This is a genomic window from Ramlibacter paludis (genome assembly GCF_022012305.1).
In the GTDB taxonomy this organism is placed as follows: domain Bacteria; phylum Pseudomonadota; class Gammaproteobacteria; order Burkholderiales; family Burkholderiaceae_C; genus Ramlibacter; species Ramlibacter paludis.
Genome location: NZ_JAKLTM010000001.1, coordinates 685,758 through 707,561 on the forward strand (window position 1 = coordinate 685,758; position 21,804 = coordinate 707,561).

21 protein-coding genes are annotated in these 21,804 nt (G+C 68.8%); 5 read left to right on the forward strand and 16 right to left on the reverse strand.

Annotation, left to right across the window (positions count from 1 at the left end; genetic code table 11):
* Genes LZ009_RS03625 through LZ009_RS03635 form a run of 3 tightly spaced genes read right to left on the reverse strand, consistent with a single transcriptional unit; the run spans position 1 to position 2,629 of the window.
* Positions 1-768, reverse strand: coding sequence for an ABC transporter permease (locus tag LZ009_RS03625; protein WP_275696504.1), 768 nt, complete (start codon positions 766-768; stop codon positions 1-3).
* The gene (locus LZ009_RS03630) at positions 765-1,595 is read right to left on the reverse strand and encodes an ABC transporter ATP-binding protein (RefSeq protein ID WP_275696505.1); all 831 of its coding nucleotides are present in this window, start codon (positions 1,593-1,595) and stop codon (positions 765-767) included. The genes LZ009_RS03625 and LZ009_RS03630 overlap by 4 nt, the downstream gene beginning before the upstream one ends.
* Complete coding sequence (locus LZ009_RS03635) at positions 1,592-2,629, reverse strand: ABC transporter substrate-binding protein (protein ID WP_275696506.1); 1,038 nt, start codon at positions 2,627-2,629, stop codon at positions 1,592-1,594. The genes LZ009_RS03630 and LZ009_RS03635 overlap by 4 nt, the downstream gene beginning before the upstream one ends.
* A gap of 307 nt (positions 2,630-2,936) precedes the next feature.
* Here LZ009_RS03635 and LZ009_RS03640 point away from each other — a divergent pair, with 307 nt between their 5' ends.
* Positions 2,937-3,203 (forward strand): GlsB/YeaQ/YmgE family stress response membrane protein, encoded by a 267-nt coding sequence (locus tag LZ009_RS03640; protein ID WP_275696507.1) that lies wholly within the window; start codon positions 2,937-2,939, stop codon positions 3,201-3,203.
* Positions 3,204-3,290: 87 nt separating this feature from the next.
* Here LZ009_RS03640 and LZ009_RS03645 read toward each other — a convergent pair whose 3' ends face one another.
* From LZ009_RS03645 to gcl, 4 genes are all read right to left on the reverse strand, one after another.
* Positions 3,291-5,585, reverse strand: a complete 2,295-nt coding sequence (locus LZ009_RS03645) for an NADP-dependent malic enzyme (protein WP_275697107.1) — start codon at positions 5,583-5,585, stop codon at positions 3,291-3,293.
* A 72-nt stretch (positions 5,586-5,657) separates the two neighbouring features.
* Positions 5,658-6,572: a 2-hydroxy-3-oxopropionate reductase gene (locus LZ009_RS03650; protein WP_275696508.1), complete on the reverse strand. Its 915-nt coding sequence runs from the start codon at positions 6,570-6,572 to the stop codon at positions 5,658-5,660.
* Entirely contained in the window at positions 6,569-7,336 is a 768-nt protein-coding gene (gene hyi, locus LZ009_RS03655; RefSeq protein ID WP_275696509.1) for a hydroxypyruvate isomerase, read from the reverse strand. The genes LZ009_RS03650 and hyi overlap by 4 nt, the downstream gene beginning before the upstream one ends.
* 1 nt (position 7,337) lies before the next feature.
* Positions 7,338-9,128, reverse strand: a complete 1,791-nt coding sequence (gcl, locus tag LZ009_RS03660) for a glyoxylate carboligase (protein ID WP_275696510.1) — start codon at positions 9,126-9,128, stop codon at positions 7,338-7,340.
* Between the two features lie 92 nt (positions 9,129-9,220).
* On the opposite strand from gcl, the gene LZ009_RS03665 reads away from it, so the two are divergent.
* A complete protein-coding gene (locus tag LZ009_RS03665) occupies positions 9,221-10,132 on the forward strand; it encodes a LysR family transcriptional regulator (protein WP_275696511.1) in 912 nt (303 codons plus the stop codon).
* On the opposite strand, the gene LZ009_RS03670 is transcribed toward LZ009_RS03665, so the two are convergent.
* Positions 10,133-10,588 (reverse strand): hypothetical protein, encoded by a 456-nt coding sequence (locus LZ009_RS03670; RefSeq protein ID WP_275696512.1) that lies wholly within the window; start codon positions 10,586-10,588, stop codon positions 10,133-10,135.
* 10 nt (positions 10,589-10,598) lie between these two features.
* Positions 10,599-11,234 carry a hypothetical protein gene (locus LZ009_RS03675; protein WP_275696513.1) on the reverse strand — a complete coding sequence of 212 codons (636 nt, stop codon included), beginning with the start codon at positions 11,232-11,234 and terminating at the stop codon, positions 10,599-10,601.
* 208 nt (positions 11,235-11,442) lie between these two features.
* On the opposite strand from LZ009_RS03675, the gene LZ009_RS03680 reads away from it, so the two are divergent.
* Positions 11,443-11,787 carry a DUF2917 domain-containing protein gene (locus LZ009_RS03680; protein WP_275696514.1) on the forward strand — a complete coding sequence of 115 codons (345 nt, stop codon included), beginning with the start codon at positions 11,443-11,445 and terminating at the stop codon, positions 11,785-11,787.
* A gap of 11 nt (positions 11,788-11,798) precedes the next feature.
* Here LZ009_RS03680 and LZ009_RS03685 read toward each other — a convergent pair whose 3' ends face one another.
* From LZ009_RS03685 to LZ009_RS03700, 4 genes are all read right to left on the reverse strand, one after another.
* Positions 11,799-12,191 carry a response regulator gene (locus tag LZ009_RS03685; protein WP_275696515.1) on the reverse strand — a complete coding sequence of 131 codons (393 nt, stop codon included), beginning with the start codon at positions 12,189-12,191 and terminating at the stop codon, positions 11,799-11,801.
* Between the two features lie 2 nt (positions 12,192-12,193).
* A complete protein-coding gene (locus LZ009_RS03690; protein ID WP_275696516.1) occupies positions 12,194-14,698 on the reverse strand; it encodes a PAS domain S-box protein in 2,505 nt (834 codons plus the stop codon).
* 135 nt (positions 14,699-14,833) lie between these two features.
* The gene (locus LZ009_RS03695; protein WP_275696517.1) at positions 14,834-15,799 is read right to left on the reverse strand and encodes a 2-hydroxyacid dehydrogenase; all 966 of its coding nucleotides are present in this window, start codon (positions 15,797-15,799) and stop codon (positions 14,834-14,836) included.
* A gap of 7 nt (positions 15,800-15,806) precedes the next feature.
* Positions 15,807-16,769 (reverse strand): Bug family tripartite tricarboxylate transporter substrate binding protein, encoded by a 963-nt coding sequence (locus LZ009_RS03700; protein WP_275696518.1) that lies wholly within the window; start codon positions 16,767-16,769, stop codon positions 15,807-15,809.
* A gap of 92 nt (positions 16,770-16,861) precedes the next feature.
* Here LZ009_RS03700 and LZ009_RS03705 point away from each other — a divergent pair, with 92 nt between their 5' ends.
* A complete protein-coding gene (locus tag LZ009_RS03705) occupies positions 16,862-17,755 on the forward strand; it encodes a LysR family transcriptional regulator (protein WP_275696519.1) in 894 nt (297 codons plus the stop codon).
* On the opposite strand, the gene LZ009_RS03710 is transcribed toward LZ009_RS03705, so the two are convergent.
* Both LZ009_RS03710 and LZ009_RS03715 read right to left on the reverse strand, forming a co-directional pair.
* Positions 17,730-18,536 (reverse strand): phytanoyl-CoA dioxygenase family protein, encoded by an 807-nt coding sequence (locus LZ009_RS03710; protein ID WP_275696520.1) that lies wholly within the window; start codon positions 18,534-18,536, stop codon positions 17,730-17,732. The two genes, LZ009_RS03705 and LZ009_RS03710, sit on opposite strands and share 26 nt — an antisense overlap.
* Positions 18,537-18,538: 2 nt before the next feature.
* Positions 18,539-18,787 carry a DUF3297 family protein gene (locus LZ009_RS03715; protein WP_275696521.1) on the reverse strand — a complete coding sequence of 83 codons (249 nt, stop codon included), beginning with the start codon at positions 18,785-18,787 and terminating at the stop codon, positions 18,539-18,541.
* Between the two features lie 63 nt (positions 18,788-18,850).
* Between LZ009_RS03715 and LZ009_RS03720 the strand changes: the two genes are divergently transcribed.
* A complete protein-coding gene (locus tag LZ009_RS03720) occupies positions 18,851-20,125 on the forward strand; it encodes a lytic murein transglycosylase (protein WP_275696522.1) in 1,275 nt (424 codons plus the stop codon).
* Between the two features lie 91 nt (positions 20,126-20,216).
* On the opposite strand, the gene garD is transcribed toward LZ009_RS03720, so the two are convergent.
* Entirely contained in the window at positions 20,217-21,803 is a 1,587-nt protein-coding gene (garD, locus tag LZ009_RS03725; protein ID WP_275697108.1) for a galactarate dehydratase, read from the reverse strand.
* Position 21,804 lies beyond the last annotated feature (1 nt).

The following is a 21,804-nucleotide window of genomic DNA, read 5'->3' on the forward strand; positions in this document are numbered from 1 at the left end:
CTACTGCCCTTGCGAACCGCGGTGCGCCCAGGCCGTGGTGTGGCGCTCGACGTAGCTGAACAGTTCGTACATCGCCATCGCCATCACGCTGATCGCCACCAGGCCGGCAAAGGCGAGCGGCATGCGCTGCTGGCTGCCGGCCGTCTGGATCAGGTTGCCGATGCCGCTGTCGCCCGCCGTCATTTCGGCCAGCACCGTGCCGACGAAGGCGAGCGTGATCGCGATCTTCAGCGAGCCGTAGAAGTAGGGCATGGAGCGCGGCAGGCCGACCTTCACGAGCACGTCCCAGCGCTTTGCGCCAAGCACCCGCAGCACGTCTTCCAGCTCCGGCTCCAGGGTCGCGAGGCCGGTGGCGATGTTGACGGTGATCGGGAAGAAGGAGATCAGGAAGGCCGTGGTGATGCCCGGCCCGAGCCCGATGCCGAACCACACCACCAGGATCGGCACGATCGCCGCCTTGGGCACCGCGTTGAAGCCGACCATCAGCGGATAGACCGCCGCATACGCCGTGCGCGACGAGCCGACCAGGAAGCCGAGCAGCACGCCGACCACGATCGCGATGCCGAAGCCGACCATCGTCACCCAGAAGGTGCTCCAGGCCGCTGCCAGCAAGGGACCCTTGAACTCCGCGAACTGCTGCGCGATCTGCCAGGGGCTGGGGAAGAGGTAATCGGGAATGTTGGCGGCCGTGACCACCACCTGCCAGAGCAGGACCAGGGCGGCGGCCAGCAGCACCGGCGCCCAGCGCTCGTAATGCCGGGCCTTCATTGCGGCACCGCCACGCTGGGGGACGTCTGGCGCAGCGCGCCTATGTGTCCGCGCAGCTCATGGACCACGTCCGTGAACTCCTTGCTGTAGGTGATCTCCAGCTCGCGCGGCCGCGGCAGCTCGATCTGCTTCTTCACGACGAAGCGCCCGGGGCTCTTGCTCATGACGTAGACCGTGTCGGCCAGGAACACCGACTCGCGCAGGTCGTGCGTCACCAGGATCACGTTGAAGCGCTGCTCGGTCCACAGGTCGCGCAGGATGCACCACAGCTCCTCGCGCGTGAAGGCGTCCAGCGCGCCGAAGGGCTCGTCCAGCAGCAGCATCTTGGGTTCGTGGATCAGCGCGCGGCAGATGCTGGCGCGCTGCTGCATGCCGCCCGACAGCTGCCAGGGATACTTGTTCTCGTAGCCCGCCAGGCCCACCTTCTGCAGCAGGGCGCGGGCGCGCGCCTCGTACTCCGCGCGCTTCGCCTTGAAGCTGCTGCGATAGGGCTCGACGATCTCCAGCGGCAGCAGCACGTTGTCGACCGTCGTGCGCCAGGGCAGCAGCGAGGGCGCCTGGAAAGCCATGCCGGAGATCTTCAGCGGCCCGGTGACCGGCTGGCCGTCGATCAGGATGCGCCCGCGCGAAGGCATGCGCAGCCCGGTGGCCAGCTTCATGAAGGTGGACTTGCCGCAGCCCGAAGGCCCGACGATGGCGATGAACTCGCCTTCGCCCACCTGCAGGTCGATGGCCTCGACGGCGAACTGGCCTTGCGCGAACAGTTCGTCGTTGTAGGCGAGCCAGACGTCCCGGAAGTCGATGAAGCTCGTGGACCCAGGACTCATTTCTTGGCGGGCGGCAGGATGTTGAGTTCCGCCTTGGTCGGCAGGAAGCTGGCGTTCCACACGGCGTCGGGGTTCACGCGGGTCTTGGTGGCGAAGGCATCGGAGACTTGCGAGGCCATCAGCGCCAGCCGGCCCGGGACGACCTGGCCGAAACCCTCGCTGCGGGCGTCGGGGCTGGCGATCACCGAGTCGATCGCCATGCGCAGGCGGCGCTTCTCGAGGTCGGTGTTGATGATGCCGTCGCGCTGCTTGATGTACTCCACCGAGGCGTCGGGGTTGGCCATCACCTCCTTGGCGCCCTTGCTGAAGGCCACCAGGAAGGCCTTCACGGCAGCCGGATTCTCGCGGATCAGTTTCGGCGAGGCGATGATCACGTTGCCATACAGCTTCACGCCGTTTTCGGCGTAGGGCAGGGTGACCACGTCGGCCAGCTTGACGCCGCGCGCCTCCAGGTTCAGCAGCGAGGTGAACGAGAAGCCGGTGATGGCGTCGATGTCGCCGCGGGCCAGCATGGTCTCGCGCAGTGGCGGGTCCATGGACACCCAGGTCACGGCATTGATGTTGTTGGCTTTCTGGAAGATCGGGAAGCCGCGGCGGCCGGCGTCGAACACCGGGGCGCCGATCTTCTTGCCGTTCAGGTCGGCCGGCGACTTGATGCCCGACTTCTTGAGCGCCATGACGGCCGCCGGCGTGTTGTTGTAGACCATCATCACCGCCACCGGCTTGTTGGGCGCGTCGGGGTTGTTGGCGTGGAATTCCATCAGCGCCGCCAGGTCGGCGAAGCCCATGTCGTAGGTGCCGCTGGCCACGCGCTGCACGGCGGCGCCGGAGCCGGTGCCGGCGTCGATGGTCACGTCCAGCTTGGCGTCGCGGAAATAGCCCTTGGCCACGGGCTGCAGGAACAGGGCGGCCGGGCCTTCGAAGCGCCAGTCGAGCAGGAACTTGATGGGGGTGAGCGTCTGGGCGTGGGCCGTGGCCGTGGCCAGGGTGGCGGCCAGGAGGCTGGCGGCAAGGAAGGCGCGCTTGGTGGGCATGGTGAACTCCGGAATGCAGTGAACAGGAGACTTAGCAAGAACGGTGCCGTCGAGCTGGAGTCCCGATTGTCATCCGTGGCGGCACCGGGCCAGCCGGGACTAACCCGTGAATAAGCCCGTTGCGATGGGCGCTTGTCCGACGCGGCGTAGGGATGCCCCCGCACTTGCAGGCTTTACAGGCGACTACGCCCGCGCTTGCGCTAGCTGCCCATAGTTACCAACACCAGCCCTAGGGCAGGTGGTCGAAGCCCCCGGGGCGGCGGCCCACTATCAACAAACAGCCGTTCGCGGCATTAGGAGTGCGACTATGGGTTTTCTTATCTGGTTGATCATTGGCGGTATCGTCGGCTGGCTCGCCAGCCTGGTCATGCGCACCGACGGCCAGCAGGGCATGCTGCTGAACGTCGTGGTGGGTATCGTGGGTGCCTTCCTGGGCGGCCTGCTGATCTCCCCGCTGGTGGGCGTGGGCACGATCAATGACGGCATCAGCATCGGCTCGGTGCTGGTCTCGCTGGTCGGCGCCATCATCCTGCTGGCCATCGTGAACCTGTTCCGCCGCGGCCGCGTCCGCTAAGCGCACGAATACAAGAAACTGAATGCCTGGAGCGGGCCGCGAGGCCTGCTTCCCATCAGGGCGCCTCTGGCGCCCTTTTCTTTTGGCCTAGCCGCGCGCCGCGCTGGCCGCGGTGAGCGCCGTCATGTTCACCACCCGCCGCACGGTCGCCGATGGCGTCAGCACGTGCACCGGCGCCTTCGCCCCCAGCAGGATGGGCCCCACCGTGATCCCGTGGCCGCCCGTCATCTTCAGCACGTTGAACAGGATGTTGGCCGAATCGAGGTTCGGGCAGATCAGCAGGTTGGCCTCGCCGGTGAGCGTGCTGTCCATCAGGCTGGAGCGGCGCACGGTTTCCGAGAGCGCGGCGTCGCCCTGCAGCTCGCCTTCGCTTTCGATGTCCGGCGCGATCTGCGCGAAGATCTCGCGCGCCTTGCGCATCTTGGCCGCCGAGCCCCGCGTCGACGAACCGAAGTTGCTGTGCGACAGGAAGGCCACCTTGGGCGGCAGGCCGAAGCGCTGCACCTGTGCGGCCGCCATCTTGGCGATCCGCGCCAGCAGGTGTGCATCCGGGTCCTCGTTGACGTAGGTGTCGGCGATGAACAGCATGCGCTCGGGCAGCGTCAGCGCGTTCATCGTGGCGAAGCCGGGCTCGCCCTCGGCGGTGCCGATCACGGCGCGGATGTGTTCCAGGTGGTGGTCGAAGCGCCCCACCAGCCCGCACAGCATCGCGTCCGCATCGCCGAGCTGCACGGACAGCGCGCCGATCAGCGTGTTGGATCGGCGCACCGCGGCCTTCGCCGCTTCCGGCGTGATGCCGTTGCGGCCCATCAGCCGGTGGTAGGTCTCCCAATACTGGCGAAAGCGCGCGTCGCTTTCCGGGTTGACGCATTCGACGTCGGTGCCCAGCCGCATCCGCAAGCCCGCCTTGGCGATGCGCGCCTCGATCACCGCCGGCCGCCCGATCAGGATCGGCGTGGCCAGCTTTTCGTCGAGCGCCAGTTGCGCGGCCCGCAGCACGCGGTCGTCCTCGCCTTCGGCAAAGGCGACGCGCTTGGCCGTCGACGCCTTGGCCGCCGTGAACACCGGCCGCATGATCATGCCGGTCTGGTAGACGAAGCGCGTGAGGTTCTGGGTGTAGCTCTCGAAGTCGGCGATGGGCCGCGTCGCCACGCCGGACTTCTCCGCCGCGCGCGCCACCGCCGGCGCGATGCGCAGGATCAGCCGCGAGTCGAAAGGCGTCGGGATGATGTAGTCGGGGCCGAAGGAGAGCTCCTTGCCCGCATAGGCATTGGCCACTTCCTCGCTGATGTCCGCCTTGGCCAGGTCGGCGATCTCGCGCACGCAGGCCAGCTTCATCTCCTCGGTGATCTTGGTGGCGCCGCAATCCAGCGCGCCGCGGAAGATGTAGGGGAAGCACAGCACGTTGTTGACCTGGTTCGGGTAGTCCGACCGGCCGGTGGCGATGATGCAGTCCGGCCGCGCTTCCTTCGCCAGCTCGGGCCGGATCTCCGGTTCCGGGTTCGCGAGCGCCAGGATGATCGGCTTGTCCGCCATCGACTTGACCATGTCCTGCGTCAGCACGCCGGCGGTGGAGCAGCCGAGGAACACGTCGGCGTTCTTCACGACGTCGGCCAGCGACCGGGCCGAGGTGTCCTGCGCATACGCGGACTTCGACTCGTCGTAGCCGCCCGGCCGGCCCTGGTAGATCACGCCCTTGGAATCGACGACGTAGATGTTGCGCTTGGAAATCCCCAGGCCCACCATCAGGTCGAGGCAGGCGATGGCCGCGGCGCCGGCGCCGGAGGACACCAGCTTCACGTCCTGGATCTTCTTGCCCACCAGCTCCAGGCCATTGAGCAGCGCGGCGCCGGAGATGATCGCCGTGCCGTGCTGGTCGTCATGGAACACCGGGATGTTGACGCGCTCGCGCAGCTTCCGCTCGATGTAGAAGCACTCGGGCGCCTTGATGTCCTCCAGGTTGATGCCGCCCAGCGTGGGCTCCAGCGCCGCGGCGATGTCGACCAGCTTGTCCGGGTCGCGTTCGGCCAGCTCGATGTCGAACACGTCGATGCCGGCGAACTTCTTGAACAGGCAGCCCTTGCCTTCCATCACCGGCTTGCCCGCCAGCGGCCCGATGTCGCCCAGCCCCAGCACCGCCGTGCCGTTGGTGATCACGCCGACGAGGTTGCCGCGCGAGGTGTATTCGTAGGATTTGAGCGGGTCGGCCTGGATGTCGAGGCAGGGATACGCGACGCCCGGCGAATAGGCGAGCGACAGGTCGCGCTGGTTCAGCAGGGGCTTGGTCGGGCTGATCGCGATCTTGCCGCGCGTGGGCATCCGGTGGTACTCGCGCGCCGCGTCGCGCAGGGCCAGTTCGGCCTGGGAGGTGGGTTCCTTCATCTCTTTCATGGCGCGTCTCCTTTGTTGTCGCCATGACGGTACGCCTTTCCTCCGCGGGCGTGGTGGGTGTAACTACGAGGACGCGCTCCGCGCGCTGTCGAGCTGGTGCTGCGCCAGGTTCTCCAGGCTACGGACGAGCGCCGAGTGGTCGGCCTGTGCCAGACCGAGCGCTGCACAGGCCTGCATCAGCTGCGCGGCCAGGGCGGTTTGCGGCAGCGCCACGCCCAGGGCGCGCGCGCCTTGCAGTGCCAGGTTCAGGTCCTTCTGGTGCAGCGCGATCCGGAAGCCCGGCTCGAACTTGCGTTGCAGCATGCGCTCGCCGTGGACCTCGAGCACGCGCGAGGCGGCGAAGCCGCCCATCAGCGCCTGCCGCACGCGCGCGGGATCGGCGCCCGCCTTGGCCGCGAACACCAGCGCTTCGGCCACCGCCGCGATATTCAGCGCCACGATCACCTGGTTGGCCACCTTGCACACCTGGCCATCGCCAACCGCGCCCACGTGGGTGATGTTCTTGCCCATCAGCGCCAGCAGCGGCCGCACGCGCTCGAACGCCATCTCCGTGCCGCCGACCATGATGCTGAGGCTCGCCGCCTTGGCGCCGACCTCGCCGCCGGAGACCGGCGCATCGAGGTAGTCGCAGCCCAGTTCCTGGATGCGCGCCGCGAAGGCGCGGGTGGCGATCGGGTCGATCGAGCTGCAATCGACCACCGCCTTGCCGCGCGCGAGGCCGGCGGCGACGCCGTACTCGCCGAACAGCACGGCCTCGACGTCGGGCGTGTCGGGCAGCATCAGGAAGACGATGTCGGCGCGCTCGGCGACGCCGCGCGCGGTGGTGCACAGCGTGGCGCCGCCGTCCACCAGCGGCTGGGGCACCTTGCTGCGGGTGTGGACGTACAGCAGGTGACCCGCCTGCAGCAGGTGGCCCGCCATGGGCGCGCCCATCATGCCCAGGCCGATGAAGCCGATCTTGAGTCCGGATTTGGTCATCGCATCCATCCCAGCCCTTCGGCCGTGGTGGTCAGTGGCTTGTATTCGCAGCCGACGAACCCCTTGTAGCCCAGCGCTTCGAGGTGCCGGAACAGGAAGGGATAGTTGATCTCGCCGGTGCCGGGTTCGTTGCGGCCGGGGTTGTCGGCCAACTGGATATGCGCGATGCGGTCCAGGTGCCGGCTGAGCGTGCCCGCCAGTTCGCCTTCCATGCGCTGCGCGTGGTACAGGTCGTACTGCAGGAACAGGTTGTCGCTGCCCACTTCCTCGATCAGCGCCAGCGCCTGGTCGCTGCGCGTGAGGAAGAAGCCGGGGATGTCGAAGGTGTTGATCGGCTCGACGAGCAGCCGGATACCCGCATGCGCCAGTTCATTGGCGGCGAAACGCAGGTTGCCGACCAGCGTGCGCTGCGCGAGTTCGCGGCTGCAGCCGGTGGGCAGCTTGCCGGCCAGGCAATTGAGCTGCGGGCAGTCGACCGCGTGCGCGTAGTCGATCGCGCGCGCCACGCCGGCGCGGAATTCCTCCACCCGGTCCGGCAGGCAGGCGATGCCGCGTTCGCCGGCGGCCCAGTCGCCGGCCGGCAGGTTGTGCAGCACCTGTTTCAGGCGGTTGGCGCGCAGCCGCGCGGCCAGTTCTTCCTTCGGGTACTCGTAGGGGAACAGGTATTCGACGGCGTCGAAGCCTGCCGCGCGCGCAGCGGCGAAGCGGTCCAGGAACGGCAGCTCCGTGAAGAGCATGGTCAGGTTGGCGGCGAATTTCGGCATGTCAGTCCAACAGGGCGGCGATGGAACTCGGGGCATCGGCCAGCGAAGCCGCCAGCTCTTCGAACTCGTTGATCTTGTCGATCTCGGTTCCCATGGAGATGTTGGTCACCCGTTCCAGGATCACTTCCACCACCACCGGCACCTGCAGTTCCTTCATCCAGGCTTCGGCCTGCGCGATGGCCGGGGCCAGTTCGTCCGGCTTGTGCACGCGGATCGCCTTGCAGCCCAGGCCCTCCACCACCTTCACGTGGTCGACGCCGTAGCCGCGCTCCGGAGTCGCCGACTCGGGCATGTTGATGTTGTCGAAGGCGAGCTGCACGCAGTAGTCCATGTCGAAGCCGCGCTGCGACTGCCGGATCAGGCCCAGGTAGGAGTTGTTCACCACCATGTGCAGGTAAGGCAGCTTGAACTGCGCGCCCACGGCCAGCTCTTCGATCATGAACTGGAAGTCGTAGTCGCCCGAGAGCGCGACGATCTTGCGCGTCGGGTCGGCGGCACGCACGCCCAGCGCCGCCGGGATCGTCCAGCCCAAGGGTCCGGCCTGGCCGCAGTTGATCCAGTTGCGCGGATTGAACACGTGCAGGAACTGTGCGCCGGCGATCTGCGACAGGCCGATGGTGCTGACGTAGCAGGTGTCGCGCGGGAAGTTGCGGTTCATGCACTGGTAGACGCGCTGCGGCTTCATCGGCACGTCGTCGTAGTTGGTCTTGCGCAGCATCGTGCGCTTGCGCTCCAGGCAGTCGGCGGCCCACGCGGTGCGGTCGCGCAGCTTGCCGGCAGACTGCAGCTCGCGCGCCACTTCCAGGAACAGCTGCAGCGCCGCCTTGGCATCCGAGACGATGCCGTAGTCGGGCGCGAACACGCGGCCGATCTGCGTGGGCTCGATGTCCACGTGCACGAACTTGCGGCCCTTGGTGTAGACCTCGACCGAGCCGGTGTGGCGGTTCGCCCAGCGGTTGCCGATGCCCAGCACGAAGTCGCTGGCCAGCATCGTGGCATTGCCGTAGCGGTGGCTGGTCTGCAGCCCGCACATGCCGGCCATGAGGGGATGGTCGTCCGGGATGCAGCCCCAGGCCATCAGCGTGGGCACCACCGGCACGCCGGTCAGCTCGCAGAACTCGAGCAGCAGGTCGGTGGCGTCCGCGTTGATGACGCCGCCGCCCGCCACGATCAAGGGCCGCTCGGCCTCCTGCAGCATCGCGATGGCTTTCGCGGCTTGCGCCCGCGTGGCGGAAGGCTTGTAGGCCGGCAGCGGCGAATAGGTGTCCGGATCGAACTCGATCTCGGTGGTCTGCACGTCGAAAGGCAGGTCGATCAGCACCGGTCCGGGCCGGCCCGAGCGCATCAGGTGGAAGGCCTGCTGGAAGGCGCGCGGCACCTGCGCCGGCTCGCGCACCGTCACCGCCCACTTGGTGACGGGCTTGGCGATGGATTCGATGTCGACCGCCTGGAAGTCCTCCTTGTACAGGCGCGCGCGCGGCGCCTGCCCGGTGATGCAGAGGATGGGAATGGAATCGGCCTGCGCCGAATAGAGGCCGGTGATCATGTCGGTGCCGGCGGGCCCCGAGGTGCCGATGCACACGCCGATGTTGCCCGGCGCGGCGCGGGTGTAGCCCTCGGCCATGTGCGAGGCGCCTTCGACGTGGCGCGCCAGGATGTGGGCGATGGTGCCTTGCTTGCGCAGGGCTGCATAGAACGGGTTGATCGCGGCGCCCGGCACCCCGAACGCCTGCGTGATCCCTTCCTTCTCCAGCACCCAGGCAGCGGCCTGGGCGGCGGTCATCTTGGCCATGATTTGCTCCTTGTCTGGGTGCGACTGTAGGAACCGCGAGGCGATTGATGAACCCCAGCCCCGGCCATAAGATCTATTCCAGGAGCGAATGAATGGATCGACTGCAAGCGATGGAGATGTTCGTCCGGGTCGTCGAGACCGGCAGCTTTTCGAAAGCCGCCAGCGAATTCGCGACCACCCAGCCCACGGTGACCAAGCAGGTCGCGGCCATCGAGGCGCGGCTGAAGGTGCGGCTGCTGAATCGCAACACGCGCGGCGTCAGCCTCACCGAGGCCGGCGCGCTGTACTACGAGAAGTGCAAGGGCATCGTGCGGGCCGCCGAAGAGGCCGATAGCGTGGTGCAGCTGAAGCAGACGCAGGCACAAGGCCTGCTGCGCGTGGGCAGCTCGGTCGCTTTCGGCCGGCGCGTGCTGGTGCCGCTGGCGCTCGAGTTCATGCAGCAGCACCCGCAGCTGCAGGTGGACCTGAGTTTCGAGGACCGCTACACCGACCTGGTGGCACAGGGCATCGACGTCGCCGTCCGGATGGGCAAGCTGGCCGATTCGTCACTCGGTGCGCGCTACCTCGGCACCAATCCCTGGCTGATGGTGGCCTCGCCGCGCTACCTGAAGAAGGCCGGCGCGCCCAAACGGCCGGCGGACCTGAGCGCCCACGAAACGTTGATCTACAGCAGCGTGCAGGGCAGCGACGTGTGGCGGGTGGTGTCGCCGCGCGGCGAGGCCAGCACCGTGCCGGTGACGGCGCGGCTGCGTTCGAACAACCTGTCGGCAGTGCTTGCGGCGGCGCGGTCGCACCTGGGGATCGCCGCGCTGCCCTGGTACGTGGCTTCGGACTCGCTGGCCGCGGGCGCGGTGGTGGAAGTGCTCAAGGGCCACAGCCTGCCGGAGCAGGAGATCCATGCGGTGTACCCGTCGCCGAAGCTGGTGCCGCAGAAGGTGCAGGCCTTCATCGCGTTCCTGCAGGGACGCTTCGGCGCGAAGTGGTGGGAAGCGTTGCCGCGCTGATCACGCGCGCCGCTGCTGCTGCGTGTCCTGCCAGTCCGAAGGCCGCGGCTGCGAATTCAGGCGCGAGGTGTCGCGCTCCTGGCGCAGCCCCAGCGCGCTGTCGATGCCGTCCCGCCCCAGGCTCGCATCGAAGCAGGCCCGCAGGCATTGCGTGGTCTGCACGTCGGCCACGCCGGCGATCTCGTGCATCACGTCCTGGATCAATTCGGTGGAAGCATCGATCGCCGCGCCCTGGCGCAGGCGCCGGCGCAGCCCCTGGTAGAGGCGGTTGGAGGCATGGAAGCGGGCCTCGCGTTCGGTGCGGCTCGCGCGCGAGAGCACCAGCGCCAGGCCGCCTGCCACCACCTGCCAGCGTTGCAGCAGGGGCACGGCCTCCCGCTGCACGGCGGGCAAGCCGCCGAATTCCGACTGGGCCCAGTTGCCTTGCGAGCCGGCCCACTTCATCAATCGTTTCATCGCTCCAGGCTCACGTCAGCCCGAGACCGGCGAAGGTGCTCAGGAATTCGCCGCGCGCCGGCGGCGGGGTGAGCGCGACCTGCGTGAGCTGGTCGCGATCGTATTCGGCCATCACCACGCAGGCATCGAGCTGCGGGCTGAAGCCGGCGAGCGCCCCGTAGGTGGCGGCGCACAGTTGCACGGTGCCCAGCGCCGCGCGTTGCAGCACGGCCGGTGCCCGCTCCAGCGGCTCGCCGACCACCAGGCTCACTGCGGCGCCCTCGGCGCGGAATTGCGCCAGGCCGGCGCGCGCCGCGACGACACCGATGCGCAGCCGCGCGCCGGCGGTGTCGCGGTGCAGGGCCAGCGCGGTGCGCAGGGCCGCTTCCGGATCGACGAAGGCGGCGAAGCTGGTGGAGCCGGGGCCGGCGTCGAGATGGCCGCCGTGCAGTTCGGCCAGCGACGCGAGCGCGCGGCGCACCTGGTCATGGCTCATCCGCCCATCCCACGGGCTTTCCGCGCAAACGACGCTCCAGGTCCCCGTGTGCATCTCGACGGCATCGTGGCCTTGCGCGAACAGGCTCTGCCAGACGGCGGGCGCGAAGTCGCGGGCGACGCGGGTGGACAGCGCGTCGGCCAGGTATTTGTTCTCGTATTGCTCGGTCATGTCGTTCGTGCGAGGGACCGGATGTGACCCGTCGAGCAGCTCGAGAGTTCTTAGGGGAATTCCTGACCCACGTGCTAGGGAAAACGCGTCGTAACCGTTCAGGCGGCCCGCCCTACCGGAGGCGAAGGCAGGTTCCGACGGCGCTTGCCACTGGCTGCGGGCATTCCGTCGACAGACCTGGCCGCACCATGCAGGCAAGGAGCGAAACATGAACAAAGAGGAATCCCTGCAGTTCGTGCAGGAGCGATTGCGCCACCAGCACGGCTCTCCCCTGGACCGGGAACTCAGCCTGGTGCCGCGGCAGCGGGTGACGCGCCGCGTGGCGATGGAGCTCGATGGCGGCAGCACGCACGTCTTCGATTGCGTCGACGACACGGTGAAGGTGCATTGCGCCAGCGGCAGTGTCTGGATCACCCACGACGGCGACCCGAAGGACGTGATCCTGGGCGCGGACGAGTGCTACTGCGCCGAGCGCGAGGACGCGATGCGGGTCTCGGCCCTGCAGCCCTGCGTGCTGGAGATCGAGTTCGAGGACGAGGTCACGGCGCACTGAATGCCGCGGGCTCACGCCACGGCGTGGCCTCGCGCCCAGATCGAGCGTATCACCCCCGGCAGCGCCATCGGGTCGAAGGGCTTGGCGATCACGTCGAGGGCGCCGGCGGCTTTGTAGCTGTTGATTTCGGCGGCCTGCACCTTCGCCGTCATGAAGATCACCGGCGTCGTGGCCGTCTCGGGCACTTGGCGCAAGGCCTGCAGCGTGGACAGGCCGTCCATGCCGGGCATCATCACGTCCAGCAGCAGCAGGTCCGGCTGCACGCGCGCGGCGCCGGCCACTGCGTCGTGGCCATTGGCGAAGGAGGTGACGGTGAAGCCGCCCACGACCTCCAGCGCGATCTCGGCGATCGTGCGGATGTCCGGCTCGTCTTCCACGTAGAGGATGCGTCGCGGTTCGCTCATGGTCAGGCCTCCAGGGGCGCGGGCACGGTGTCGAGGGTGCCGGCCAGGGCGCGGCGGATGGTTTGCATGAGGACGGTCTCGCTGGTCTGCGACTTCACCATGAAGCCTTGCACCTGGCGGCCTGCGGGCAGCCCGTCACCGGCGGCATACACCAGCACGGGCACGGCCTCGGCTTCCAGCGGGGCCAGCAGGTCCCAGCCCGAGCCGTCGGGAAGTTCCGGTTCCAGCAGCACCAGGTCGTAGCGCCCTGCGCGCAGCTCTTGCCGCGCCTCCTGCAAGGACGCGGCGGGCACGCAGTCGGCGCGCGGCCCGGCCAGGTTGGCGACGATCGCGCGGATGCCCGGCTCCGGCTCCACATGCAGGATGCGCGCGGCGCGCGGCGGCACCCATTCGGGGGCCATCGGGACCACCGCGGCGGTCTCGGGCGGCCCATCGTGCGCCGGCAGTTCGAAGTGGAAGGTGGTGCCCGCCGGCGGCTCGCTGCGAAAGCCCATGTTTCCGCCCATCTTTTCCACGAGGTTGCGGGAGATGTTCAGCCCCAGCCCAGTGCCGTCCTTGGCGCGGGTCGAGGAAGAGTCGGCCTGGGAGAACTTCTGGAAGATGCGCGACTGGAATTCCAGCGGGATGCCGGGGCCCTGGTCCGCCACTTCCACCCGGACCCGGCCCTGCGTGGCCAGGAGACGCACCGTCACGTCGGCGCCCGGCGGCGAGAACTTGACCGCGTTGGACAGCAGGTTGGTCACGACCTGCTGCAGGCGGTCGGCGTCGGCCTGCACCACCAGCGGCGCGGTGGGCGCTTCCAGCCGCAGGCGCACCTGGTGCTTCTGCGCGAATCCTTCGTTCTGCTCCAGCGCCTTGCGCAGCAGCGGCTCCAGCGCCAGGGCCTGCATGCGCATGGGCAACTGGCCGGCCTCGATCTTCTCGCTGTCCAGGATGTCGTTGATCAAGCGGATGAGGCGGTCGCAGTTGCTCTGCGCGATGCCGGTGAGGATGGCGGCCTCTTCGGGCAGCTTGCCCGCCACGCCGGCGCCCATCAGGCACAACGACCCATGGATGGAGGTCAGCGGCGTGCGCAGCTCGTGGCTGACGGTGGAGATGAATTCGGTCTTCATCTGGTCGATGCGCTTGAGCTCCGTGATGTTGGTCGCGAAGGCGCAGGCGCCCAGCACTTCGCCGGATCCCGCCGCGCGCCGCGGCATCAGCTGCATCTCGTAGATGCCCAGCTCACCCCTGGCGTTCTTCACCGTGACTTCGTAGTGCGCGACCTGGCCCAGCAAGGCCGTCTCGACGTGCCCGTCGTGCAGGGCGTTGAGGTCGGCGCCGAGGATGTCGGCCAGGCGGTGGCCGATCGCCTCCTCGCCCGGCATGCCGAGGAACTCGGCACAGGCGCGGTTGATGAAGCGGACACGCTTCTCCCGGTCGAACTCCACGATGCTCACCGGCAGGGTGTCGGTGATCTCGCGCAGGTGGCGCTCGCTCGCCTGCACCGCTTCGGCGGCCTGGCGCATGCTGCTCATGTCGCGCATCAGGGCGGTGACGCGGCGCACGCCCCCCAGGTGCACGTCGTTGAGAGAAACCTGCACCGGCAGCACGCTGCCGTCCTTGCGCAGCACCGGCAGGTCCACGTTCTTGATGCGGAAGGACTGGCCGCGGGCGATGGCGTCCTGCAGGCGCAGGCGGAAGGCCTGGCGGCCGGGATAGTCGGCGACCAGCTCCGCCACGGGGCGGCCGACCACGTCGGCTTCGGTGCACCCCAGCATCTCCTGTGCAGCGCGGTTGATGGCCACGACGGCCAGGTCCTCCGTCAGCGTCACCAGGCCGTCCGCCATGTTCTGCGCCAGGGCCTCGTTCATGGCCTCGGTCTGGTTCAGCAGCGAGGTCACGCGCCGGCGTTCGCTCTCGTAGCGCCAGACGACCCAGGCGGCCCACGCGATCATCCCCAGCAGCAGCAGGCCCGCTCCCACCAGGACGGACTCGGTCCGCTCCAGCGTGGCGACGACCTGCGACTTCCACCACACACCCTGTTCCCTTTGCCGGATCTGGTGCAGCAGGCCGGTGAGCTGCGCGATGTTGCCCTGCGCGCGCATCGACTCCAGCACACGCTGCGCGGCCTCTTCGTCGTGGCGGGCGCGCGCCGCGGCCGCCTCGTATTGCAGCAGGCCGTTCTGCGTCACCAGCCGCTCCAGCGTGGCTTGCTCGGGCAGCACCGGCGGCTCGCCGAGTTCCTCGACCGCGCTCTTCTGCTCCCACACGCGCGCCTCGAACGCGTCGCGGTCCCTCTGCTGGCCGGTCCACAGGTATTCGTGCAGCGCGGCCTGCGTGCGGCTGAGCGTCGCGACGAGGCGTTCCAGGGCAAGCAGCTTTTCCTGCTTGATGGCCGAACTCTCCGCGAAGTGCACCAGCCGCTCCACGGTGTAGTAGCCCGCGGCGGCGAACACGCCGAGCGCGAGGCCGGCGATCAGGAAGGCGATGCGGATCTTGCGCAGCAGCGGGTCGATGCTCTTCATGGCCGCGCCTCGGCGACCGGGTAATTTTTCGCGGGTACTGCTCTCATGCCTTCCTCCGGGGGACCGGATGGGACCGGCGGAGGCAGGCCGAGTTCTTAGGGGAATTCCTGAGGCGGCGCTTAGGGGAGCGGCGGCCTACGCTGCGCTGACGAGCGGCTCGCCGCGGAAGAACGCCGCAAGGTTGTCCAGCACCCGCTGCGCCATCGCTTCGCGCGTCTGCGCCGTGGCGCTCGCGATGTGCGGAGCCAGCACCACGTTGTCCAGCGTGAAGAATTCCTGCGGGACGGCGGGCTCGCGCTCGTACACGTCGAGGCCCGCGCCGGCGATGCGCTTTTCCTGCAGCGCGCGGAGCAAGGCCGCTTCATCGATCACCGTGCCGCGCGCGACGTTGATGATGTAACCCTTGGGGCCCAGCGCATCCAGCACCTCGGCATTCACCAGGTGCTTCGTCTCGGGACCGCCGGCGGTGATCACCACCAGGAAGTCCGACCAGCGCGCCAGTTCGACCAGGCTCTTCTCGTAGACCCAGGGCGCGTCGGCCACCGGGCGGCGGCCGTGGTATCGCACTTCCATGTCGAAGCCGCTCGCGCGTCTGGCGATCGTGCGGCCGATGCGGCCGAGACCGACGATGCCGAGTTTCGCGTGGCTCACCTGCCGTCCGAGCGGGAACGGCGTGGACGCAGGCGTGCCCGGCGCGGCGGCCCAGCGGCCGGCGCGCACGTAGCGCTCCGCCTCGCCGATGCGTCGCGCCACCGCCAGCAAGAGGGCGAAGCCCATGTCCGCCACGCAGTCGTTCAGCACGTCGGGCGTGTAGCCGACCGGGATGCCGCGCTCGCCGGCGCGCGACACGGCCAGCTTGTCGAGGCCGACGCCGAAACTGGAGATCACGCGCAGCTTGGGCAGCGCGTCGATCAAGGCGGCATCCGCGCCATGCGCCGCCGACGTCACCAGTCCTTCGAAGCGCGCGCCGTGCTCGGCGAGATAGGCCGTGCGTTCGGCGCCGGCGGGCGGCAGCTTGTGGACTTCGTAGCTTTCCGCCAGCCCGCGTTCGAGCGCGGGCGTGAGGGCAAGGGCTTGCAGGAGGACGGGGCGTTGCGGCATCGGGCTCTCAGTTCACGGTGATCTTGCGCTCGCGGATGATCTGGGCATAGCGCTTGCGGTCATTGTCGATCAGGGTGGTGAACTGCGCCGGCGTGGTGCCCGCGGGCACGGCACCCAGTCCCACCAGCTTCTCCTTCACGTCCTCGCGCACGACCAGTTCGCGCGTGTCGGCGGCGATCTTGTCGACGATGTCCTTGGGCGTGCCGGCCGGCGCGAGCAGGCCGATCCAGCTGATGCTGTTGAAGCCGGGCAGGCCGGACTCGGCCAGCGTGGGCACGTCGGGCAGCGCGCTCACGCGCTTGTCGCTGGTGACGGCCAGGGCGCGCAGCTTGCCGGCCTTGATGTTGCCGCTGGCCTCCAGCACCGTCATGAACGAGAGCTGCACGTGGCCGGCCAGCAGGTCGCCGATGGCGGGGCCGCCGCCGCGATAAGGCACGTGCAGGATGAAGGCGCCGGTGGCGTCCTTGAACATCTCCGCCGCGAGGTGCGGGCCGCCGCCGGCGCCGGAGCTGCTGTAGCTCAGCTTGCCGGGCTGCGATTTCGCCAGCGCCACGAACTCCTTCACCGTCTTCGCCGGCACGTTCGGATTGATCATCATGGCCAGCGGCAGTTCGGCCACCAGCGTGATCGGCGCGAAGGCCTTGTCCGGGTCGTAAGGCATCTTCGGGTAGAGCGAGGGATTGATCGCCTGCGTGCCGATGTTGCCCATGAGGATGGTGTAGCCGTCGGGCTTGGCCTTGGCCACGATGTCGGCGCCGATCTGGCCGGCGGCGCCGCCCTTGTTGTCCACCAGCACCGGCTGGCCCCACTTGCGCGAGAGCTGCTCCGCGATGATGCGCGCGCCGGTGTCGGTGCCGCCGCCGGGCGGGAAGGGCACGACGAGCGTCACGGGGCGGGTGGGCCAAGCGCCCTGGGCGAAGGCGGCGGCGCAGGCCAGCGGCAGCAGGGCCGTGGCGATCAGTCGTTTCATGTCTCTCTCCGGTGGATTCGGAAAAAGTATAGGGAGGCGATCGTTGCGCGTCCAAGCCAGATCGTGAATCGAACGATGCAATACTTGGATGAATGCTCGATCTCTTCCAGCTGCGTTGCTTCGTGGCCGTCGCCGAGGAACTGCACTTCGGCCGCGCCGCCGCGCGCCTGCACATGACGCAGCCGCCGCTGTCGCGGCAGATCCAGTTGCTGGAACACGCGGTCGGCGTGCAGCTGCTGGAGCGCACCAGCCGCCGCGTGCGGCTGACCGCGGCCGGGGCGGTGCTGTACAAGGATGCGGCCACTCTGCTCCGGCTGGCGCAGCAGGCAGCGGAGGCGGCGGAGCGTACCGGCAAGGGCCAGGCCGGCCGCGTGGTGGTGGGCTACACCGCGGTGTCGGGCTACGCGCTGATCCCCGCGCTGCTGGCGGAAGCCGGACGGCGTTTTCCCGAGATCGAGATCGAGCTGCAGGAAGCGGTGTCCTCGGAGCAGCTGCGCGCGCTGGAGGCCGAGGTGCTGGACCTGGCCTTCGTGCGGCCGCTGCACACCACCGGTGCCTTCCACTACGAGCGGGTCGCGCGCGAGCCGATGCTGCTCGCGCTGCCGTCCGCGCATCCGCTGGCGGCCAAGGCCAAGCCGCGGCTGGCCGACATGGCGGGGCAGCCGCTGATCATGTACTCGCAGAAGGAAGGCCAGTACTTCCACGACAAGATCGCCGCGCTGTTCACGGCCAGCAAGGTGCAGCCGCGTTACGTCCACCACATCGGGCAGACCCACACGATCATGGCTTTGGTCGCCGCGGGCCTGGGCCTGGCGATCGTGCCGGCGTCGGCGCAGCAGCTGCGCTTCGAGAACGTGGTGTTCCGGCCGCTGTGGCGCGCCGACCTGTTCGCGGAGATCTACCTCGCGTGGCGCGACGACGCCTTCAACCCGGCGCAGAAGACCATCCGCGAGTTCGTGCTCAAGGCGCGCGGTGGCCGGTCGTGAAGTCGTTGCCGCCGTGGCGGTCGACGCCTTTCAGCAGCCACAGCGGCCGCTGCCCGAAGTTGACGGCGACGCCGGTCTTGCCGTCCACCGGGCGCAGCGCGCGGTCGAACAGGGACGTGGAAGGCATGTAGCGCAGCGCGACGCCGGTGCGGCGTTTGGTGGACGTGTTCGGCCGCGCGCCGTGGATCATGTAGACGTCGTGCAGCGACATCTCGCCGGGCTCCAGCTGCACGTCGACCGCGCGTGACTCGTCGAAGCTGCCGGCGGCCATCCGCTGGTTGAGCGTGAGGTCGTTGCGGTCCTCGTGCAGGTGCTCGTGCAGCTGCTGGCCGATGTGCGAGCCGGGGATCACGCGCAGGCAGCCGTTCTCGATCTTCGACTCCTCCAGCGCCACCCACACGGTGCAGGTGGCCAGCGGCCGGATCGGCCAGTAGTGGCCGTCCTGGTGCCAGGGCGTCTCGAAGCCGTCCACCGGCGGCTTGCAGAAGACGTGGCAGCCCCAGAGGATCACGTCCTCGCCGATCACGCCCGACACCAGCTCCACCAGCTGCGGGTCGCGCGCCAGCTCCAGGAAGGCCGCGCTGCCGCGCACGCCTTCGCCGTTGTCGCCCTCGATGTGGGCCGACACCAGCTTTTCGGGGCGCACGCCGGGATTGCGGGCGATCAGGTCGTCGAGCGCATCGCGCATGTGGCGCACCTGCGGCTCGGGCAGGCGGAAGGCGGGCTTGACCCAGCCCTCTTCCCGGTAGCGGGCGATCTCGGGGGCGGTCAAGCGGGCCATGGCTACTTGTAGAAGGCTTCGACCTTGCCCTTGAGCTTCAGCATCAGCGGCTGGCCCTTGCGGTCCAGCGTCTTGCCGGCGGGCACCTTCACCCAGCCTTCGCTGATGCAGTACTCCTCGACGTCGCTGCGTTCCTTGCCGTTGAAGCGGATGCCGACGTCGTGCTCGAACACGGCAGGCACGTGGTGCGGGCTGCGCGGATCGGCCGAGAGATGGTCGGGGAGTTCGGGGCGTTGCTTGGCTTCTTCCATGGCGCGCATTGTCGCCCAGGGCCGGCCACCCCCAAAAACGGGACGCCAAACCTATACTGGCCCGTGAACCTCCGCTCCTGCCTCATCCATTGCGCCGCGGCCCTGCTGCCGCTCGCCGCCTCCGCCGGGCTGCTCGACCAGCCCCTGCCGACCGAGCAGTTCAACGCCTGCGTGCAAGGCCTCGCCGACCAGGTCGGCAGTGCCGGCAAGCCGCTCGCGCGCGCCGATTTCGAGCGCATCGCCGCCACCGGCAAGTACGACGATCGCGTGCGCCAGTCGATGCTGGTGCAGGCCGGCGAGCCGACCTACTGGTGGGACGAACTCGCGGCGACCACCGACGACCAGCGCGTGGCCGACGGCAAGGCCGTGCTGGCGCGCGAAGGTGACGCCTTGCGCAAGATCGAGGCGCGCTTCGGGGTGCCCAAGGAAGTCATCGTCGCCATCTACGGCATCGAAACCAACTACGGGCCGGCGGGCGGCAAGATTCCCGTGCTGGACGCCGCGCTCAGCCTCGCCTGCCTGCGGCCGTGTCCGGCGAGCTCCTCCGGCCCGGCCACTTGCCGCTCGCGCGAACGCGCGTTCGCCGCGGTGCGCCTGCTGCGTGACCAGAAGGTCAAGCCCGAGCACTTCCAGGGATCGTGGGCGGCTGCCTTCGGGCGCACCCAGTTCGTGCCCGACACCCTGGAGATGCTGGGCGTCGATTTCGACGGTGACGGCGAGGTCAACGTGGTCGACTCCGAGCGCGATGCCTGGGCTTCCACCGCGAACCACCTCAAGACGCGCGGCGGCTGGATCGCGGGCGCGCCGGTGTGGATCGAAGTGCGCGTGCCCGATGCCGAACAGGCGGCATTCGCCAGCAAGGGCGAGACCGTGCGACAGCGGGACCGCACGCGCAAGCTGGCCGACTGGGCAGCCGCTGGCTGGACGGCGGTCGGTCCGGCGGGCCAAAGCCTCCCGCTGGCCGGCGACTTCGAGGCTTATCCTTTCCTGCCCGTCGGCTTGCCGGGGCCGGCCTTCCTGGTCACGCGCAATTTCGACACCATCCTGCGCTACAACAGTTCGACGCGCTACGGCATGGAGGTCTCGCTGCTCGCGCACAAGCTGGCCGGCGGCAAGGACTTCGTCACGCCGTGGCCCACGGACGATCCGGGGCTCACGCGCGCGCAGGTGAAGGAGCTGCAGCAATGGCTGGTGCAGCGCGGGCACACCGAGGTGAAGCCCGACGGCGTGCAGGGCCGCAACACGCGCGAAGCGATCGCCGCCGAATTCGCCGCCAAGGGTTTGCCGCCGCAGAAGCGGGCCGGTCAGCGCACGATGAAGTTGTTGATGGCGCCTTGACGGGGAGCCGCGGTTCGTTCCTCACCACGGCCTACGACCGCGGCTTGTCCCGGGCCCCCCGTAGGCCGGGGTGGCAACCCCGGCTGCCTGCTCAAGTCACCGGCGCCGGATTGAACAGCACCAGCGCGTTGTGCAGCTTCCACTGCTCCGCCCATGTCTTCTTGCGGCCGCTCGCCACGTCCAGCATCAGCCGGAACAGCTCCCAGCCCACTTCCTCGATCGTGGCCGTGCCGTCGGCGATGGTGCCGGCGTTGACGTCCATCAGGTCGTGCCAGCGCCGCGCCAGGTCGCTGCGCGTCGCGACCTTGATCACCGGCACCTCGGCCAGGCCGTAAGGCGTGCCGCGGCCCGTGGTGAACACGTGCAGGTTCATGCCGGCCGCCAGCTGCAGCGTGCCGCAGATGAAGTCGCTGGCCGGCGTGGCAGCGTAGGTCAGGCCCTTCTGCTTCAGCTTCTCGCCCGGTGACAGCACGCCGGAGATCGGCGACGAGCCCGACTTCACGATCGAGCCCATCGCCTTCTCGACGATGTTGGACAGCCCGCCCTTCTTGTTGCCCGGCGTCGTGTTGGCGCTGCGGTCCACGCTGCCGCGCTTCAGGTATTCGTCGTACCAGGCCATCTCGCGGATCATGGCCTGCGCCACCTCGGGCGTGGTCGCGCGCGCGGTGAGCTGCGCGATGCCGTCGCGCACTTCCGTGGTTTCCGAGAACATCACGCTCGCGCCGGCGCGCACCAGCAGGTCGGTGCAGAAGCCCACCGCGGGATTCGCCGTCACGCCGGAGAAGGCGTCGCTGCCGCCGCACTGCACGCCCACCACCAGTTCGCTGGCCGGCACGGTCTCGCGCCGGCGGGCGTTCAGGCGTTCCAGGTGTTCCTGGGCCTGCCGCATGATGGATTCCACCATCGACATGAAGCCGACGTGCGCGTCGTCCTGCAGGCACACCACGTCAAGCTTCGCCTCGGCGGTCTGGCCGATGTCGGCCACGTTGCGCTCGTCCACCAACGGGATGCTGCCGGGCGGCAGCAGGCGCTCGGGCTGCAGCTTCTCGCAGCCCAGGCTCACCACCATCACCTCGCCGCCGAAGTTGGGGTTCAGGCTGATGTTGCGCAGGGTGCGGATCGGCACCACGGCGTCGGGCGCATCGATGGCGACGCCGCAGCCGTAGCCGTGTTCCAGCGCCACCACGTCGTCGACATTGGGGAACTTCGGCAGCAGCTCGCTCTTGATGCGCTGCACGGCGAAATCGGTGACGCCGGCCACGCACTGCACGGTCTGCGTGATGGCGAGGATGTTGCGCGTGCCGACCGAACCGTCCGGATTGCGGAAGCCCTCGAAGGTGTAGCCCTCCAGCGGCGGCAGCGATTCGCGCTTTGCGGTCGCGATCGGCAGGTCGTCGAGGCCGCGCGCATCGGGCATCTTCAGCAGGCGTTCGTGCACCCAGCTGCCGGCGGGAATGTCCTTCAGGGCATAGCCGATCGGCACGTTGTAGCGCAGCACCGCGCTGCCTTGCGGCAGGTCGACCAGCGCCACCTTGTGGCCCTGCGGCACGTGCTCGCGCAGGCGCAGGCCGGACGCGAAGGTGGTGCCCTCGGGCAGGCCGCCGTTGTTGGCGACGATGGCCACGTTGTCGGCCGGGTGCATGGAGATGTGGAGGGGAAGCGACGCGGCGGTCTGCATG